A 17,531-nucleotide genomic window follows, 5' to 3' on the forward strand; every position below is an offset into this window, starting at 1 on the left:
GGAGCGCGAGCGTCGGGCGCGGCGCGACCGATGCAGGCGCCGGCGCGTCGGGCGCGGCGCTCACGAGCGCGCCTCCGCCGGAGCGGCGGCGCGCTCGGACCAGACCTGCTCCAGGACCTGCGCGAACGTCGCGGCGTCCTGCGCGCCCGAGACGCCGTACTTTCCCTCGATGACGAAGAAGGGGACGCCGTTGATGCCGTACTCGGCCGCCGTGCGCTGATCCTCGCGCACCGCCGCCAGGTACTCGCCGGACTCCATCGCGGCCAGCGCGTCATCCCGGGACAGCCCGACGGAGGCCGCGAGGTCCGCCAGCGATTCGGCGCGGCCGACGTGCCCGCCCTCGATGAAGTAAGCCTGGAAGAGTCGCTCCGCCAGCTCGAGCTGCTTGCCCTGCGCCTTGGCGAAGTGCAGGAGCTCGTGCGCCTTCACGGTGTTGGTGTGCTGGAGGGCGTCGAAGTCGTAGTCGAGGCCGACCGAGGAGGCGATCCCGGTCACGCGCTCGAGCATCCCGTGCACCTGCTCAGCGGGGATGCCCTTGTGGCCGGCGAGGAAGTCCACTTCGCTGCCGTCGAAGTCCACCGGGGTGTCCGGCGACAGCTCGAAGGAGTGGTACTCGACCTCCACCGCCCGGCCCTCGCCTGCACCGGAGAACAGGCCGGTGCCCGACTCGAACTTGCGCTTGCCGATGTAGCACCACGGGCACGCGATGTCGGACCAGATGTCGATCTTGATGGGTTCGCTCACGTCAAGGAACAACGGTGTGCAGCGCTGCAGTTATTCCGCGGCTACAGCGCCACGTCGTCCGGCGTGTCCACCGCTCCCCCGAACCGACGGTTGCGCCGAGCGAAAAGCTCGACGGCCTCCCACAGGTCGGTCCGCGAGAAGTCCGGCCAGAGCGTGTCGAGGAACACCATCTCCGCGTACGCGCTCTGCCAGAGCAGGAAGTTGCTGGTCCGCTGCTCCCCCGAACTGCGCACGAACAGGTCGACGTCGGGCATGTCCGGGAGGTAGAGGTGCCGCTGGATGGTCTTCTCCCCCACCGCGGACGGCTTCAGTCGCCCGGCAGCGACCTCCGCGGCGATCTCCCGCACGGCGTCCGCGATCTCGGTGCGGCCGCCGTAGTTGACGCACATCGTGAGGGTCAGGACGTCGTTGCCCGCCGTCAGGCGCTCGGCGTACTGCAGCTCCTTGATGACCGACGACCAGAGCCGCGGCGTGCGGCCGGCCCAGCGCACCCGCACGCCCCACTCGTTGAGCTGGTCGCGCCTGCGATGCAGCACCTCCCGGTTGAAGCCCATCAGGAAGCGGACCTCGTCGGGCGAGCGCTTCCAGTTCTCGGTGGAGAACGCGTAGACGCTGAGGTGCTTGACGCCGACCTGGATGGCGCCGGCGACGACGTCGAGGAGGGAGGCTTCCCCAGCCCGGTGCCCCTCGATGCGGGTGAGGCCCTGGCGGTTCGCCCAGCGGCCGTTGCCGTCCATCACGATGGCGACGTGCTCCGGCACGGCCTTCGGCGGGAACGCGGGCGGGTAGAGCCCCGTCCAATCGACCGGCCGGTAGGCGACCGCGTCCTTGTGCGTGTACGGCTTGGGCGTCATTCACTCGCCTTCTGATCGTGCTGGACGTGCTGCAGGGAGCGCAGGCCGCGCTCCAGATGCCATTGGGTGTACGCGGCGACGAGGCCGTTCGCCTTCGAGCGGGTCGTGTCATCGGACGCGTCGGCCAGCGCCCAGTCGCCGCTCAGCAGCGCGCCGAGCAGCGCGATGGTCGCGGGGTCGATCCGTGGCGCGCCCTGCGGCGCGCAGTCGTCGCACACCACACCACCGAGCTGAACCACCACGTGCTCGTGCGGGCCCGGGGCTCCGCAGCGCGAGCAGTCCAGGAAGCTCGGCGCCCAGCCCGCGAGCGACAGCGCACGCAGCAGGTACGAGTCGAGGGTGAGCTGCGGGCCGTGCTCGTGCCGCGACAGCGACCGGAGGGCGCCGACCAGCAACAGGTACTGCTGCAGGGACGCCTCGGCCTCGGTGAGCCGGTCGGCGGCCTCCACCATCGCGTTGGCGGCGGTATAGCTGGCGTAGTCGTCCGCGATCAGCGCGCCGTACGAGCCGATCGTCTCGGCCTGGGTGACGACGTCGAGCGTGCGACCCTCGTAGAGCTGCACGTCGGCGACCATGAACGGCTCCAGCCGCGCGCCGAACTTGGAGGCCGTGCGCCGCACCCCCTTCGCCACCGCGCGGATCTTGCCGTGCTGCCGGCTGAGCATGGTGACGATGCGGTCGGCCTCACCCAGCTTGTGGGTGCGCAGCACGACGACTTCATCACGGTAGACAGGCACGACTCCAGTATCCCGCGTGATACAAGTGACTGGTGACATCCGCGACCTTCACGATCCCCCTCTGGGGCGACCTGGTCGCCGTCGGCGTCGGCAGCCTGCAGGGCGCCATGTTCGCCTCCGGGTTCCGGGACCGGAGGCTCGACCTGCTGGGCATCGCGATCATCGGCGTGGCCACGGGGCTCGGCGGCGGCCTCCTGCGCGACATCCTGCTGAACGTGACACCGGTGGCCCTCCAGTCGAACTGGTACCTGCCGGCCACCGTCGTCTCGGCGCTGCTCGGGATGCTGCTGGTGCGGCTGTTCCGGAGGCTGGACCCGATCATCACGTTCCTGGACGCGCTCACGATCGGCTTGTTCGGGGCGATCGGCGCGACCAAGGCGCTCGCACTCGGACTCCCGGAGGTGCCCGCGGTGTTCGTCGGCGTGGTCTCGGCGGTCGGCGGGTCGATCCTGCGCGACGTGCTGCTCAACCTCCCCATCGCGCTGATGCACGTCGGCTCGCTCTACGCGGTCGCCGCCGGCGCCGGAACGATCGTGCTCGTCGTGCTGGTCGACCTGAAGGTGCCCTTCGCGGTGGCCGTCCTGGTCTGCGTCATCGTGACGCTGATCATCCGCCTCCTGGCCGTCCGCTTCGGCTGGAGCCTCCCGGAGCAGCGCGAGCTCGGCCGGCTCCGCGCCCCCAGCTGGATGGCGTTCGGCTTCGGCCGCCGCCCGAGCGTCGAACGGACGAACGAGCGGACCGACACGGGCGCGATCCCGCGCTACCGCATCGAGGACCGGCCCGGGGACAACGGAGGAGATCTGCGCGCGTGACCGCCTGAATAACGGTTAACGGAGGAGATCCCGGTCGAATGGACCGGGATCTCCTCCGTTGTTGCGTGGGTCAGGCCCCGACCAGCTCGGCCTTCTCGCTGGTGTGGCCGGCCGAAGCCCGCACAGCCCGGTTCACGGCCGACACCACAGCCTTGAACGACGCGGTCGTCGTGTCGCCGTCGATCCCGACGCCCCACAGCCGCACGCCGTCGACATCCACCTCGACGTAGGCGGCGGCCTGCGCCGACTCGCTCGCCGACAGCGTGTGCTGCGAGTAGTCGTACAGGTGCACGTTGATCCCGCGCGAGTTCAGGATGTCGAAGAACGCCGCGATCGGCCCGTTGCCCTCGCCGGTCGCCTTCGCCACGGTGTCGCCGTCGCGCAGCGCCACCGTGAGGGTGACGTGCTCGCCGGTCTCGTTCGTCGTGCTCGTGCTGCCCAGCTCGAACCGCCCCCACTTGGCGTCGGGGTGCGTGACAGGGGCCGGCAGGTACTCGTCCTGGAAGATGTCCCAGATCTGCGCGCTCGTGACCTCGCCGCCCTCGGCGTCGGTCTTGGCCTGCACGACACCGGAGAACTCGATCTGCAGCTTGCGCGGCAGATCCAGCGCGTGGTCGCTCTTCAGCAGGTAGGCCACGCCGCCCTTGCCGGACTGCGAGTTCACCCGGATGACCGCCTCGTAGCTGCGGCCCAGGTCCTTCGGGTCGACCGGCAGGTACGGGACGGCCCAGACCAGGTCGTCCACGGACACGCCCTCGCGCTCGGCGCGCGCGGCCATCGCCTCGAAGCCCTTCTTGATGGCGTCCTGGTGCGAGCCGCTGAACGCGGTGAACACCAGGTCGCCGCCCCACGGGCTGCGCTCGCCGACCGGCAGCTGGTTGCAGTGCTCGACGGTGCGCTTGATCTGGTCGATGTCGCTGAAGTCGATCTGCGGGTCGATGCCCTGCGTGAACAGGTTGACGCCCAGCGTCACCAGGTCGACGTTGCCGGTGCGCTCGCCGTTGCCGAACAGGCAGCCCTCGATGCGGTCAGCGCCGGCCATGTAGCCGAGCTCCGCGGCGGCCACGGCGGTGCCGCGGTCGTTGTGCGGGTGCAGCGACAGGATGACGTTCTCGCGGTGGTTCAGGTGGCGCGACATCCACTCGATCGAGTCGGCGTAGACGTTCGGCGTCGCCATCTCGACGGTGGCGGGCAGGTTGACGATGACCTTGCGCTCGGGTGTCGGCTCGAAGACCTCCAGCACCTGGTTGCAGATGTCGACCGCGAACTCCAGCTCGGTGCCGGTGTACGACTCGGGCGAGTACTCGTAGTAGATCTCGGTGCCGGGGACCAGCGACTCGTACTGGCGGCACAGCCGCGCTCCGGCCAGGGCGATGTCGACGATGCCCTGCTGGTCGGTGCGGAAGACGACGTCGCGCTGCAGGATGCTCGTGGAGTTGTAGAGGTGCACGATCGCCTGCTTGGCGCCGACCAGCGACTCGTAGGTGCGCTTGATCAGGTGCTCGCGTGACTGGGTCAGAACCTGGATGGTGACGTCATCGGGGATGGCGCCCTCTTCAATCAGGCTCCGGACGAAGTCGAAGTCCGTCTGGCTGGCCGACGGGAAGCCGACCTCGATCTCCTTGTAGCCCAGCCGCACCAGCAGGTCGAACATGATGCGCTTGCGCTCGGGGCTCATCGGGTCGATGAGGGCCTGGTTGCCGTCGCGCAGATCGACGGCGCACCAGCGCGGCGCCTGCGTGATGCGCTTGGACGGCCAGGTGCGGTCGGGCAGGTCGACGGTGATCTGCTCGTGGAAGGGCCGGTACTTATGGATCGGCATGGCGCTCGGCGCCTGCGTGTTCTTCATGGTCTGTCTTCTCCTCGCGGTGTGGTGTGGAGAGCCAACGACGAACTCCGCGACGAGGGAGGCCCAGAACTAGGACTCGTCGCGGCAGCTAAGAAGGAGCAGACCGTACACAGAAACCACGCTACCACGGCGCTGCATCAGCCGCGTCCCACCGCCAGCGCGGCAGCCTGGCGCACGGACAGGTCGGGCAGGTACGCGCGCACCAGGCCCACGCCGATCGCCGGGAGGGCGACCGGATCCGGGTAGGCCATGATCAGCGGGTGCAGCTCCGGCTGGAACTTCTGCTTGAACTTGAGCAGCGAGCGGAACCCGTACACCGGCTCCAGCGACGTGCTGAGGTAGCCGAGCACGCGGTCCATCCCGCTCTTCTCGTCGGCGGGCGTCCCCGCGGTGTGGGCGAGCGGCGCGGCGGAGAGGCTCATGAACTCGACGCCGTCCTCCTTCATCCGGGTGGCGGCCTCCGCGATCAGGAACTCCATGACGCCGTTGATGCTGCCGGGGCGGCGGCGCATGAAGTCCAGCGTCCAGCCCACGACGTGACCGTCGCGGTAGCTCGGCAGCCAGGAGGTCACGCCCTCGATGCGGCCGGACTCGTCGATCGCGAGCATCAGCCGCACGGCCGGGTCGCGCAGCTCGTCCAGCCCGCCGAGGGTGAACCCCATCTCGGGCAGGTCCTTCTCCGCGACCCACTGCTCGGAGATGTCCGAGAGCTGCACCGCTGCGCTCAGCGGCAGCGCGCCGAAGCTGGTCCACTCCGAGCGGATGCCCGCGCGCTGGGCGCGGTTGATCGAGCTGCGGACGTCCTGCCACTTCTTGCCGGTGGTCGCCCACTGCTGCGGCCGGATGACCGTCTCCTCCGCGACCGTCATCGTCGACCAGCCCATGCCCTCGAAGACGGTCTGGTACTGGGAGTCGACGCTGTAGAAGACCGGGATCCAGCCGCTGTCGTCGCAGAACCGCGCGAAGCGCTCGATGATGCCGTCGTGCACGGCCTCGTCCGTTCCGAACGGCGCGCCGGTCGTGAGCGCCACGCGCCCGACGACGCGATACGCCACGGCGCCTCCGGTCGCGGAGTCGAACCAGTAGCTGTTGCCCGGCCAGGTCGCCATGAACGAGATGGCGTCTCCGCCGCCGCGCTCCAGCAGCGTGCGGACGCGCCCGGCGTCACCGATCGAGCGCCGCCATGCGCCGCGGCCGACCATGAACGGGACGGCCGCGAGGATGACGACCAGCCAGAACACGGTGCCGATGTTGTGGTAGACCACGGTCGCCAGCGGCGTGGTGGGCAGGTACTGCAGCGGCTCACGGCGGAGGAAGCTCACCGGGATGAAGCGCTCCAGCACGTCGTTGAGGAGGTCGGTGATGTCGATCGGCCGGGTGAAGCCGGTGTCCTTCTGCAGCCAGCCGACCAGCACGTACAGCCCGATCAGCCCGAGGCCGGTCAGCGCCACCGTGAGCCCGTACCGGCGCACCGACCGGGCGGTGGCGAGCACCGTGAAGTGCCGGCGGTAGACGACCAGCAGGATCGCCATCGTGACGGGCACCAGCGCCGACAGCGCCAGGATGAAGGTGACCTCCCAGTACCGCGACGACACGGTGGGGCGCGGGTCGGCGAACGGGAGGATGCCGAAGTAGAGCGCGGAGAGCACGGCGAGCAGCGTGTTGACCGACACGGCCAGCCAGACCGCGAAGCGCCGTCCGCGCAGGAGGCCGTACGCGGCGACCAGCAGCGCGAGCAGCGGCAGCACCGAGATGAGGACGGGGCCGATGCCGTTGATCCGCTCCAGGGTGAGGTCGTGCACGCAGTCGCGGGTGACCGCGAACGCCTGGCAGCGCTCCAGCACACTGCCGGTTGCGGGCACGTCGCTGGAGAACAGCAGGCCGATCGGCGACAGCATCCCGTACCGCGACTGGGACAGCAGGCCGATGACGGGACCGAGCGCGCTGATCGTCACGGCGGACGCGAGCAGCACCCTGACCTCGTGATGGGACGAGCGGCGCCAGCCGAGGAGGCGCTCGTGCGGCCGCAGCAGCACGCCCAGCCCGAAGCCGGCGAGGACCGCGAGCAGCCGGTACAGGTCGGACGGGTCGCCCGAGTACAGCAGGTACATGATCGCGATCAGCATCGTGATGACGCGGATGCGGCGGCGCCAGAACGCGCCGGCGAACGCGCTCGCGGTCATGATCGTGCCGGCGACGCCCGTGAACACGTCGAGGATGACGAGGTGGTGGACGTTGCGCGCCCACATCTCCCCCGTCTGCGAGCCGAGGAGCTGGAGGCCGACGCCCGCGGCGATCCCCGCAGCGGACGTCGCGAAGAAGGCGAGCGCCGTGCGCCACGCGCCCATCAGCCGCTCGGAGACGCCGACGAGCAGCACCGTGAGCACGAGCACCACGATCAGCTCGGCGAGGTTGTTCGTGAACAGCACGGCGGTGACCGGCGCCCACCAGTGGCCGTCGATGAGCTGGTCCGGGCCGACGCCGAGCCACACGCGCAACGGGCGGTGCGGGCCGTGGATCGGGCCGGTGACCAGCGCGAGCGCGAGGATCAGTCCCGTCAGCCCAGTGGTGAAGGGGTGCGTCGCGATCAGGCCGCCGAGCCGCCCCACCGCGCCGGCGAAGCCGCCGGCCCGCGCGGGAGGCTCGGGCGGGCGCGCGGGAGGCTCCTGCGTGCGCACGGCCGTGTCCTCCGGTGCGCCGCCGTTCGCCGGCGCGCCGCCCCCCGTGGTCACAGCATCGGTCACGGAGCCAGCCCCATGTGAGCGGCGACCGCGGGGAAGCCGTTCGTCAGCGTGTAGCGCACCGTGTTCCAATCGTGTGCCGTCCCGGGCGAGATGAGGAGCTCGCTGCGGATCCCGGCGGAGACGGCAGCCGAGTGCAGCGTCTTCGCGAAAGCAGTGTACTTGGCGTCGTTCTGACCCGCGCCGAAGACCATCAGCGTGTTCGCGTATGGGGCGTGCGCCTTCATCGTAGGCCCGAGCTGGGCGTCCTCGAAGGCGCTGTGCGAGCCCGCGAAGCCGGTCGCGATCGTGAGCGTCACGTTGCCGAGCGTCGGGCCCAGCTCGCTGGAGGAGGCCAGCGCCGAGCCGAACAGGTCCGGCCGGCTCGCGGCGAACTGCGCGGCGCAGGTGGCGCCTTGCGAATAGCCGAACGCGCCCCACGCCGCCGGGTCGCTGCTCACCCGCAGGTGCGAGGTGATCCAGGAGCGGACATCCTTGAGCAGGTACGTGGCGGAGTCGCCGAAGGCCCGGGAGTCGATGCACATCGGGTTGCGACCGGGGCCGCCGAGCTGGTCGGGCGCCACGACGATCGGCGCGTAACCGTTGTGCTTGGCCGCGTAGGCGTCGAGGTAGGTGCCGATCCGGCCGGCCGTGAACATGTCGGCGGGAGCCCCGGGCTGGCCGGAGAGCGCGTACAGCACAGGGAGCGCGGGCGGGTTCGGGCCGAGGGCGACCGGCGGCAGGTAGACGACAGCCTCCCGCGCCGGGAAGTTCGACAGCGTCGCGGGGATCTTGACCTTGCCGATCTCGCCCTTCACCGGCGGGTCCGCCTGGGTGGTGGAGGCCGACCAGGCGGTGCCCTTGACGACCTCGCCGCGCTCGTGGTGCAGGTTCAGCGCCTTGTACGGGACGACGCCGATGGCGTCGTTGAGGTTGCGGTACGCGCCGAAGTCGACGTTCACACCCGCGAAGGCCGCGATCAGGAACACCGGGATGCTGACGCCCGCGATCACCTTGCGCCACCACCGCGACCGGAAGAAGTTGGCGATCGCGAGGCTGATGCCGGCGAACCCGAGGGCCACCCACATCGTCGTGACCGGCGTGAGCCCGACGCCGAAGAGGTTGTAGACGTCGTCCGTCAGCCACACCACGAACCAGCCGATCAACGCGCCGCCGACGGCCGCGATCGCCCCGGCGAGCACGCGCTTCCACGTCGGACGCACGAGCAGGTACACCGCGAGGATGGCGGCGACGACGTCGATAGCGATGAGGAACGGCGGTTTGTCGATCCTCAAAGTCATGAGCCAGTTCAGGGTGGTTCCTCTCGAAAGTGCAGGAGGCGCTCCGGCACGGATGGTGGGCACGGTCACCGGTGCGCCAGTCCCTCAGTATCGGATACCCAGCCTGCGGATAGCTGAGGCTTGATGAGCGTCCAGGAAACCTGGAGGCTCGCTACTCGACCGCCAGGGCCTCAACCGGGGCGACGCGGGTGGCCCGGCGGGTCGGCGCCACCGAGGCGCCGACGGCGAGCACGGCCGCCGCCACGACGATCAGGCCGATTTACAGCCACGGGATCGCCGGCGGGACGAGGCCGCCGCCCGGCAGCTGCCCCAGCAAGGTCTGGGCGCCGATCCAGCCGTACAGCGTACCGAGCACCAGCCCGGAGAGCACTGCGGCGACGGTCAGCTGCGCGCTCTCGGCCAGGATCATCCTGCGCACCTGCGCGGCGCTCAGCCCGAGCGCTCGGAGCAGGCCGAGCTCCCTGCGGCGCTGCAGCACGCTCAGCGACAGGCTGTTGACGACACCGACCGCCGCGATCACCGCGGAGAAGCCGACCAGCCCGCTGAACACCAGCATGATGACCGTGAGCACACTCTCAGCGCCCTGGTAGAGCTCCGGGTCCTTCGCGGCGGCGCTGCGGATGATCGTGAGCCACGTCTGCGTCGCGACGACGAACATCGTGATCAGCGTGACGCCGATGACGAGGCCGATCGCAGTGCGCGAGCTGCGCTCCGGGTTCCGCACCGCGTTCGCCGCCGCGAGCCTCCCGGCCGCACCGGCGCCGAAGAGCAGGCCGACCCCGCGCAGCACGCTGGGGAGGAAGAGCGGCGCGGCGACGATGACGCCGGTGAAGGACAGCAGTCCGCCGAGCATCGCGATCAGCACGCCGTAGCGGCCGAACTCGACGAGCCCGGAGTTCGCCGACTTCGCGAAGGCGCCCAGGCCGAGCAGCAGGCCGAAGCCGAGCAGCGCGGCGCCGGGCAGGATGAGCAGGGCCGACGCCACGATACGTCCCGTGCTGCGCACGGCCGCGGACGGACGCTCCTGCGCCGCCCCCAGCGCCTCCACGGGCGCGACGGTCAGCACGCGGCGGCTGCCGATCCAGGACGCCGCCCAGGTGGTGAGCACCACGACGACCGGGGGCGCGATCAGCGACGGGGTGACGACCGGGTACAGCGCGCTCGGGAGGACGTCCCACAGCAGAAGCAGGCGCACGGCGACGAGCGCGAGCACCACGGCGATGACGCCGCCCGTGAGCGCGCCGACCACGCCGACGGCGAGGCCCTCCCCCGCGACCGAGCGGCGCTGCGCCTTCGAGCTCGATCCGAGCAGGCGCATCAGCGCGATGGTGCGGGTGCGCCCGGCGATGACGGTCGCGAACGTGTTCGTGGTGACGATGGCGCCGACGAACACCGCGATCACGAAGAAGATGCCGGCGACCAGCGCGAGCGCGAACCGTGCCGAGCCGTGCGCGCCCATCGGCGACGCCTCGATGTAGGCGCCGAGGACGTTGGTGCAGGCCAGCAGCGCGACGCCGAAGGCGGAGCTGAGGGCCGAGACGAGGAGGCTGGCGCGGTGGTCGCGCGCGTTCGCCCGGAACGCCCGGATCACGCGCGCGCCTCCGTGCCCTGAACCCCGAGGCCTTGCGCCTGGATGCCCTGCGCCTGGATGCCCTGCGCCTGGATGCCCTCAGCCTCCATGCCGAGCATGAACGCGGAGATCTCCTCCGCCGTCGAGCGCTCCCGCTCGGCGACCACGCGGCCGTCGGCGAGGAACACGATCCGGTCGGCGTAACTGGCCGCGATCGGGTCGTGGGTGACCATCGCGATGCTCTGGCCGTAGCTGCGGGAGGCCTCCTGCAGGACGCCGAGGACCTCCCGGCCGGTGCGCGAGTCGAGGTTGCCCGTCGGCTCGTCCGCGAACACCAGGTCGGGACGCGTGGCCAGCGCGCGCACGATCGCGACGCGCTGCTGCTGGCCGCCGGACAGCTCGTGCGGACGATGGGTGAGCCGGTCCGTCAGCCCCAGGAGGTCGATCAGGCCGTCGATCCACTCGCGCTGCACGACGGTCGGCCGGCGGCCGTCGATCTCGAACGGGAGCATGATGTTGGCCCGCACGTCGAGCGTCGGGACGAGGTTGAACGACTGGAAGACGAAGCCGACCCTGCGGCGGCGCAGGACGGTCAGCTCGCCGTCGCCCATCCCGCTGATCTCGGTGTCCCCGAGGAAGACGCGCCCGCCGGTGACCGTGTCGAGCCCGGCCATCACGTGCATGAGCGTCGACTTGCCCGATCCGCTCGGCCCCATGATCGCGGTGAACCGGCCGGCCGGGATGCCGACCGTCACGTCGTCGAGGGCGATGACCCGGTTGGTGCCGGAGCCGTAGGTCTTCGTCGCGCCGTCGACGCGAGCCACCATGATGTCGGGGTTGTCCATGTCCCCAGGCTAGGAAGCCGGAGGCGCCGGCGGATCGGGCTGGGGATCCACAGGGGATCAGTCCAGAGGATGATCTGCGGGTGAAATCCCGCGACCGTCACTCCGCCCGCTCGGCCGCTCCCCCGGTCAGCCCGTGCTCGAACGCGTAGACCACCATCTGCACGCGGTCGCGCAGCCCGAGCTTCGCCAGGATGCGGCTGATGTGCGTCTTGACCGTCGCCTCGCTGAGGAACTCCGACCCGGCGATCTCCGAGTTGCTGAGCCCGCGCGAGGCGAGCACGAAGATCTCCCGCTCGCGGCTGGTGAGCGTCTCGAACGCCGGAGGCGCCTGCTTGGCCCGCTGGGTGTCCGAGAAGTACTCGAACAGCTCGCGGGTCGCCCCGGCCGCGATGACCGCGCTGCCGGCATGGACGGTGCGGATGGCGGCGAGCAGGAACTCCGGCTCGGCGTCCTTCAGCACGAAGCCGCTGGCGCCGCTGCGGATGGCGCGCGCCGCGGCCTCGTCCAGGTCGAAGGTGGTGAGCACGATGATGCGGGCAGGCGCACGGCCCTCCCGCTCGGCCTCCTCCATGATCCGGGCGGTGGCGGCGATGCCGTCCATCACCGGCATCCGGATGTCCATGAGCACGACGTCCGGGCGCTTCTCGCGCACCAGCGCCACGCCCTCCCGGCCGTCCGACGCCTCGCCGACGAACTCCAGGTCGGCCTGCGAGCCGATCAGCATGCGGATGCCCGCGCGGAACAGCGCCTGGTCGTCGACGAGGGCGACCGTGATCGGCCCGACGGTGTTGCCACCGTTCATGCGCGCACCCCCGAGACCACCGGCAGGAACGCCGTGACCACGAAGCCGTCGTCGGCCGGCCCCGCGGACAGCGAGCCGCCCGCCAGGGTCGCACGCTCGCGCATCCCGGGCAGGCCGTGCCCGATGCGCGGGAGGCCGCCGGTGGCCAGGGGTTCCGGTGTCGGTGTCTTCATGCTGTTCCTCACGGTGATGACGATGCCAGGGCCCGCGTCGGCGCCGCCCGCCTGGGCGAGCACGACGGAGACCGGGCGGGTGGTGTCCCCGTGCCGGAGGGCGTTGGTCAGCGCCTCCTGCACGATGCGGTACGCGGCGATCTGCTGCGCGGAGCCGAGTCCGTCGAGCTCGCCGCGACGCTCCATGACGACGGGCAGGCCGGCCGCGCGCACCTGCTCGACCGTCTGGTCGACGTCGGCGAGCGACGGCTGCGGGCCCTCCGGCTGACTCTGCCGGAGCTCGGCCAAAAGCACTCGCACGTCGACCAGCGCCGAGCGCGCGGTCGCCGCGATGGTCTCCAGCGCGGTGTCGACCGCGTCAGGGTCGGCGTGCCTGGCGTAGCGGGCGCCGTCCGCCTGCGCGATGACGACGGCGAGCGAGTGCGCGACCACGTCGTGCATGTCGCGCGCGATGCGGGTGCGCTCCTGCTCGACCACCACGACCTCCTCGGCGCGGTTGCGGTCGAGCTCCGCCGCGATCTGGGCGTGCCGGGACGCCCGGGCGTTCTTCCAGGTGCGGACCAGGAGGCCGAGCACCCAGGACAGCCCGAGCACGGTCGCGCTCACGACGAAGAGGAAGGCGAACTGGAGCGCCATCCCGGTGAGCTGGGACGACAGCAGGTCGAAGTAGCCCTGCGCGAGCGCGGAGGTCAGCGTCAGGTAGAGCGAGGCGACGAGGGCGCCGACCCCGGCCGAGATCAGCCCGGCGTAACGGACCACCTTGTCGCCGTAGAGCGCAGTGGCGTAGAGCACGATGAGCACCGCGATGTCGCTGACCAGGATGTTGTGCCCGGTCGTCATCTGCACCGCGGCCGCGAGCCACGCGATCGCGAGCGAGACCGCCGGCGACATCCTGCGCAGCGCGACGGCGACCGCGAACACGATCAGGACGAGGAACGTCGACCGCCCGCTCGCATCCGGCACCAGGCTGGAGGTGAAGTCGGTCACCAGGCAGAAGAAGACGTAGGCGACGGCGCCCGCGATGTCGAAGGTGAGTTGCGGCCGGGTCAGCCGCCGCACGAGCCTCGGGCTGTCGCCCTCCACGGCTCCCGCTGCCTCCGCGCCCCCGCCGGGCGACGCCAGCCAGACCAGCAGCGACGGGACGGGGCCGGAGGTCGCGGTCGCCCGCTGCCGTGCGACGAGGAAGCCGAGCAGCCAGGCGCTGACGAAGACGACGGCCAGCAGCAGGCTCATCATCAGCAGTCCGACGCCCTGGCTCGTGTAGTAGCCGCCGATCACCGGCCCGAACTGCGGGAACTTGAGGTCGCCGCGCACGGTGAAGAGGTAGGCCATCGCCGGCGCCCACAGGATCGCGGAGGCGAACCCGAACCACCGGACGACCGTCCCGCCGTGCGACGCGATCCCGAACAGCGCGATCACGACGGCGACAGCGGAGATCAGCCGGTGCGGCAACGGCAGCGACGACGACTCGCTCAGCTCGGCGACGACCGCGAGCCATGCGATCTCCAGCGCCACCACCGGCAGCACCCGCGAGAGCGCGACGGCCGCGCAGTAGAGCAGCACGGCGAGGGCGCCGGCCAGGTCGAACGGAAGGCCGGTGACCAGCCACACCCCGAACAGCACGACGGCCAGCGCGGGCTCCAGCACCCAACGGTGCGGCGCGAGTGCGCTCAGGACGCGGGTGCGATCTGGCATATCTCTACGTTACGGGGCCACGGGCCGCTCGCCGGCATCCTGGGGGCGGAATCATCCTGGGGATGTACGTCGGGCAGGCAGACGCAGCTGGTTTCCCTGTGGGCGAGTCCCACACAATGTCACCGCCGTACTCTAAACTTCTCGAGATCGAAGAAGCCGTCTGCATCGGGGGAACGACGAAATGGCAACCGCTCAGGACGTGGCAGCGTACATCCTGGAGAAGCGCGGCCTCACCGAGGCTATGAAGCTTCACAAACTCGTGTATTACGCCAAAGCGTGGTCGCTGGTGTGGGACGAGGATCCGCTCTTCGGCGAACGGATCGAAGCGTGGGCCAACGGACCTGTTTGCCGGTCGCTGTACGCGACGTACCACCGCGAGTACTTGATCGCGAAACCGGTGGCTGGATCGTCGGCGAGCCTGTCCCGCGATCAGAAGATGACGATCGACGCAGTCCTCGATGCGTACGGCGACAAATCGGCCATCGAGTTGAGCGAGCTTACCCATCGCGAGTCGCCGTGGAGGGACGCCCGCGCGGGCCTAGCGGACGGTGAGCGAAGCCAGAACGCGATCACCGATCACGCCATCAAGACCTTCTATGCCAGCCTTCTCGAGTCGACAGACTCCGAGCCCGTCTAGCGGGCAGAGCTGTGGGGGGAACACAAGGCAAGGCCGTCCCTGCTGCCGCCGTCGCTTCGTCAGGACGGGTACCGCGCAAGCTCGCGAGCCGCGGCAGCAACCGCCGTGCTGAACGCTGGATGGACGCGCGACCCGCCTGGGGATTCCAGGTGCTGGACCACGAGGCCACCGGAGCGTGGACGTGGGACATTGACCGCTCCGACATGATGGAGATCATGGCGTTCCTCTCCGAAATGGAGAAGAGGACGTGGTCGGAGATCCGACGCGACATGGCAGGCGGCAACCGCCGTCGCGGGGAGAAGCACAAGTTCATCCCACTGGCGAGCCTCTGTAAAGAGGCTCAGACCCGGCTCGCGGAGATCGAGCTGGACGACCAGGATCAGCTCTTCCGATTCCGGCTCGGAAATCTCAAGCGTTTGTGGGGCGTGATCCTCCCCGACGACCACATGTTCTATCTGCTCTGGTGGGACGAACACCACAACGTCTGCCCGTCGGCAGACAGATAACCGTCGTCGCCCCTAGAACCCCAGCCGCCCCAGCTGCTTCGGGTCGCGCTGCCAGTCCTTCGCCACCTTCACCCGCAGCGACAGGAAGACCTTGCGCCCGAGCAGCTCCTCGATCGGCTTCCGAGCCTCGGCGCCGACGTCGCGGATGCGGGAGCCGCCCTTGCCGATGACGATCGCCTTCTGGCTGTCGCGCTCGACGAACAGGTTGGCGTAGACCTCGACCAGGTCCTTGTCGTCGCGTTCGATGATGTCGTCGATGGTCACGGCGAGCGAGTGCGGCAGCTCGTCCTCCACGCCCTCCAGCACGGCCTCCCGGATGTACTCGGCGATGCGGTCCTCGAGGGCCTCGTCGGTGATCGCGTCCTCCGGGTAGAGCGGGCCGGGCGACTCCGGCAGCAGCTTCATCAGTTCGGTCGTGAGGGTGTCGAGCTGGATGTGGCTCGTCGCGGAGAGCGGGATGATCGCCTCCCACTCGCGCAGCGCCGAGACGGCGAGGAGCTGCTCGGCGACCTGGGTCTTGCCTGCGACGTCGATCTTGGTGACGATCGCCACCTTCTTCGCGTTCGGGTAGTCGTCGAGCTGGTCGTTGATGAAGCGGTCGCCCGGGCCGATTTTCTCGTCCGCGGGGACGCAGAACCCGATCACGTCCACATCGCCCAGCGTGGACTGGACAAGGTTGTTGAGCCGCTCGCCGAGCAGCGTCCGCGGCCGGTGGATGCCAGGGGTGTCGACCAGGATGAGCTGGCCGTCGCGCTGGTGCACGATGCCGCGGATGGCGCGGCGCGTGGTCTGCGGCTTCGAGCTGGTGATCGCCACCTTCTCGCCGACGAGCGCGTTGGTGAGGGTCGACTTGCCCACGTTGGGGCGGCCGACGAACGAGACGAATCCTGCGTGGTACTCGCTCATGCGCGGGCCTCCTTGTGCTGGCGATCGGATTTGGGGTGCTTCTGGGACTTGTGGGGTTTGTCGCGCTTCTCGTGCTTCTCGTGCTTCTCCGGCGCGGCATCCTGGTGCGGCTCCGGCAGCAGCGCGGTGTCGCGCTCAACCAGCACCGTGCTCACGTGCTTGTGCCGGCCGTCCATCCGGTCGACGGTGAAGCGGAGACCGTGCACGGCGACCGTGGAGCCGACCTCCGGCAGGCGGCCGAGCGCCTTCGCGACGAGGCCGCCGACGCTGTCGACGTCCTCGTCTTCGATCTCGATGTCGAACAGCTCGCCGAGGTCGTCGATGGGCAGCCGGGTCGCGACCCGGAGCCGGCCGCCGCCGAGCTGCTGCACCAGCTCGACCTCGTGGTCGTACTCGTCGGAGATGTCGCCGATGAGCTCCTCGATGAGGTCCTCCAGCGTGACCAGGCCGGCGATGCCGCCGTACTCGTCCACCACCATCGCCAGGTGGTTGGACTCGAGCTGCATCTGCCGCAGCAGCGCGTCGGCCTTCTGCGACTCCGGCACGAACAGCGCGGGCCGCGCCAGCTCGCCCATCGTCAGTGTGTCGGCGCCGAGCGCGCTCTCGTAGCTGAGCTTGGCGACGTCCTTCAGGTAGAGGATGCCGGCCACCTCGTCGGGGTCGCCGACGATCACGGGCATGCGCGAGACGCCGGTGGAGAAGAACATCCCCATCGCCGTGCCGAGCCCCGCCGAGCTGTCGATCGTGATCATGTCGGTGCGCGGCACCATCACCTCGCGCACAACCGTGTCGCTGAACTCGAAGATCGAGTGGATGAGCTCGCGGTCGTCCTCCTCCAGCACGTCGAACTCGGTCGCCTCGTCGACGATGCTGAGGAGCTGCTCCTCGCTGGTCACCGGCGCCGAGCGGGCGCGGGACGGCGTCACCCGGTTGCCGAGCGCGACCAGCCCGCCCGGGATCGGGCCGAGCACCACGCGGATGCCGTGCACCAGCGGCGCGGTGAGCTGCAGCAGCGCCCGCGAGTTGGCGCGCCCGACACTGCGCGGGCTGGCGCCGACCAGCACGAACGAGACGCCGGTCATGATCGCCGCCGACAGGATCAGCGAGATCCACCACTCCTCGAAGATCTGCGTGAAGGCGAGCGTCACGAGCACGGCTGCGGTGGTCTCCGCGATGATGCGGCTGAAGTTGATGGCGTTGAAGTACGCGCCCGGATCCTCCGCGATGGCCGCCAGCGATGTCTTCGCCCGGGAGGTCTCCGCGAGGTCCGCGATGTCGCCGCGCGACTGCACCGCCAGCGCCGAGTCGACGGCGGCCATGAGCCCGCCGAACGCGACCAGGAGGAACGCGACGATGAAGAACAGCGTTGCGAGCATCCGG

The 17,531-nt window shown here is 70.0% G+C and carries 15 protein-coding genes; 3 read left to right on the forward strand and 12 right to left on the reverse strand.

The window, feature by feature from the left end:
* Positions 1-60 precede the first annotated feature (60 nt).
* Genes ACFQ9V_RS02015 through recO form a run of 3 tightly spaced genes read right to left on the reverse strand, consistent with a single transcriptional unit; the run spans position 61 to position 2,335 of the window.
* On the reverse strand, positions 61-744 hold the full coding sequence (locus tag ACFQ9V_RS02015) for a DsbA family protein (protein WP_382457505.1): 684 nt from the start codon (positions 742-744) through the stop codon (positions 61-63).
* 41 nt (positions 745-785) lie between these two features.
* Positions 786-1,598, reverse strand: a complete 813-nt coding sequence (locus ACFQ9V_RS02020; protein ID WP_370053296.1) for an isoprenyl transferase — start codon at positions 1,596-1,598, stop codon at positions 786-788.
* The gene (recO, locus tag ACFQ9V_RS02025; protein WP_382457506.1) at positions 1,595-2,335 is read right to left on the reverse strand and encodes a DNA repair protein RecO; all 741 of its coding nucleotides are present in this window, start codon (positions 2,333-2,335) and stop codon (positions 1,595-1,597) included. Before recO ends, ACFQ9V_RS02020 begins: the two co-directional genes overlap by 4 nt.
* A 32-nt stretch (positions 2,336-2,367) precedes the next feature.
* Here recO and ACFQ9V_RS02030 point away from each other — a divergent pair, with 32 nt between their 5' ends.
* Positions 2,368-3,147, forward strand: coding sequence for a trimeric intracellular cation channel family protein (locus ACFQ9V_RS02030; RefSeq protein WP_382457507.1), 780 nt, complete (start codon positions 2,368-2,370; stop codon positions 3,145-3,147).
* Between the two features lie 70 nt (positions 3,148-3,217).
* On the opposite strand, the gene leuA is transcribed toward ACFQ9V_RS02030, so the two are convergent.
* From leuA to ACFQ9V_RS02065, 7 genes are all read right to left on the reverse strand, one after another.
* Positions 3,218-4,996, reverse strand: a complete 1,779-nt coding sequence (gene leuA, locus ACFQ9V_RS02035) for a 2-isopropylmalate synthase (RefSeq protein WP_382457508.1) — start codon at positions 4,994-4,996, stop codon at positions 3,218-3,220.
* A 137-nt stretch (positions 4,997-5,133) separates the two neighbouring features.
* A complete protein-coding gene (locus ACFQ9V_RS02040; RefSeq protein ID WP_382457509.1) occupies positions 5,134-7,740 on the reverse strand; it encodes a bifunctional lysylphosphatidylglycerol flippase/synthetase MprF in 2,607 nt (868 codons plus the stop codon).
* Positions 7,737-9,017 (reverse strand): alpha/beta hydrolase, encoded by a 1,281-nt coding sequence (locus ACFQ9V_RS02045; RefSeq protein ID WP_382457510.1) that lies wholly within the window; start codon positions 9,015-9,017, stop codon positions 7,737-7,739. The genes ACFQ9V_RS02040 and ACFQ9V_RS02045 overlap by 4 nt, the downstream gene beginning before the upstream one ends.
* Before the next feature lie 259 nt (positions 9,018-9,276).
* On the reverse strand, positions 9,277-10,608 hold the full coding sequence (locus tag ACFQ9V_RS02050) for an FtsX-like permease family protein (RefSeq protein WP_382457511.1): 1,332 nt from the start codon (positions 10,606-10,608) through the stop codon (positions 9,277-9,279).
* Positions 10,605-11,432 (reverse strand): ABC transporter ATP-binding protein, encoded by an 828-nt coding sequence (locus tag ACFQ9V_RS02055; RefSeq protein WP_382457512.1) that lies wholly within the window; start codon positions 11,430-11,432, stop codon positions 10,605-10,607. Before ACFQ9V_RS02055 ends, ACFQ9V_RS02050 begins: the two co-directional genes overlap by 4 nt.
* A 97-nt stretch (positions 11,433-11,529) precedes the next feature.
* Positions 11,530-12,234 carry a response regulator gene (locus ACFQ9V_RS02060; RefSeq protein WP_382457513.1) on the reverse strand — a complete coding sequence of 235 codons (705 nt, stop codon included), beginning with the start codon at positions 12,232-12,234 and terminating at the stop codon, positions 11,530-11,532.
* A complete protein-coding gene (locus tag ACFQ9V_RS02065; RefSeq protein ID WP_382457514.1) occupies positions 12,231-14,102 on the reverse strand; it encodes a sensor histidine kinase in 1,872 nt (623 codons plus the stop codon). The genes ACFQ9V_RS02060 and ACFQ9V_RS02065 overlap by 4 nt, the downstream gene beginning before the upstream one ends.
* Before the next feature lie 181 nt (positions 14,103-14,283).
* On the opposite strand from ACFQ9V_RS02065, the gene ACFQ9V_RS02070 reads away from it, so the two are divergent.
* Together ACFQ9V_RS02070 and ACFQ9V_RS02075 are read left to right on the forward strand one after the other, a co-directional pair.
* Positions 14,284-14,739 carry a Panacea domain-containing protein gene (locus ACFQ9V_RS02070; RefSeq protein WP_382457515.1) on the forward strand — a complete coding sequence of 152 codons (456 nt, stop codon included), beginning with the start codon at positions 14,284-14,286 and terminating at the stop codon, positions 14,737-14,739.
* 149 nt (positions 14,740-14,888) lie between these two features.
* A complete protein-coding gene (locus ACFQ9V_RS02075) occupies positions 14,889-15,245 on the forward strand; it encodes a hypothetical protein (RefSeq protein WP_382457516.1) in 357 nt (118 codons plus the stop codon).
* Between the two features lie 12 nt (positions 15,246-15,257).
* Here ACFQ9V_RS02075 and era read toward each other — a convergent pair whose 3' ends face one another.
* Together era and ACFQ9V_RS02085 are read right to left on the reverse strand one after the other, a co-directional pair.
* On the reverse strand, positions 15,258-16,151 hold the full coding sequence (gene era / locus ACFQ9V_RS02080; protein WP_382457517.1) for a GTPase Era: 894 nt from the start codon (positions 16,149-16,151) through the stop codon (positions 15,258-15,260).
* Positions 16,148-17,527 (reverse strand): hemolysin family protein, encoded by a 1,380-nt coding sequence (locus ACFQ9V_RS02085; RefSeq protein WP_382457518.1) that lies wholly within the window; start codon positions 17,525-17,527, stop codon positions 16,148-16,150. The genes era and ACFQ9V_RS02085 overlap by 4 nt, the downstream gene beginning before the upstream one ends.
* Between the last annotated feature and the right edge of the window lie 4 nt (positions 17,528-17,531).

The sequence above is a fragment of the Leifsonia sp. NPDC056665 genome (assembly GCF_042791795.1).
GTDB lineage: Bacteria > Actinomycetota > Actinomycetes > Actinomycetales > Microbacteriaceae > Leifsonia.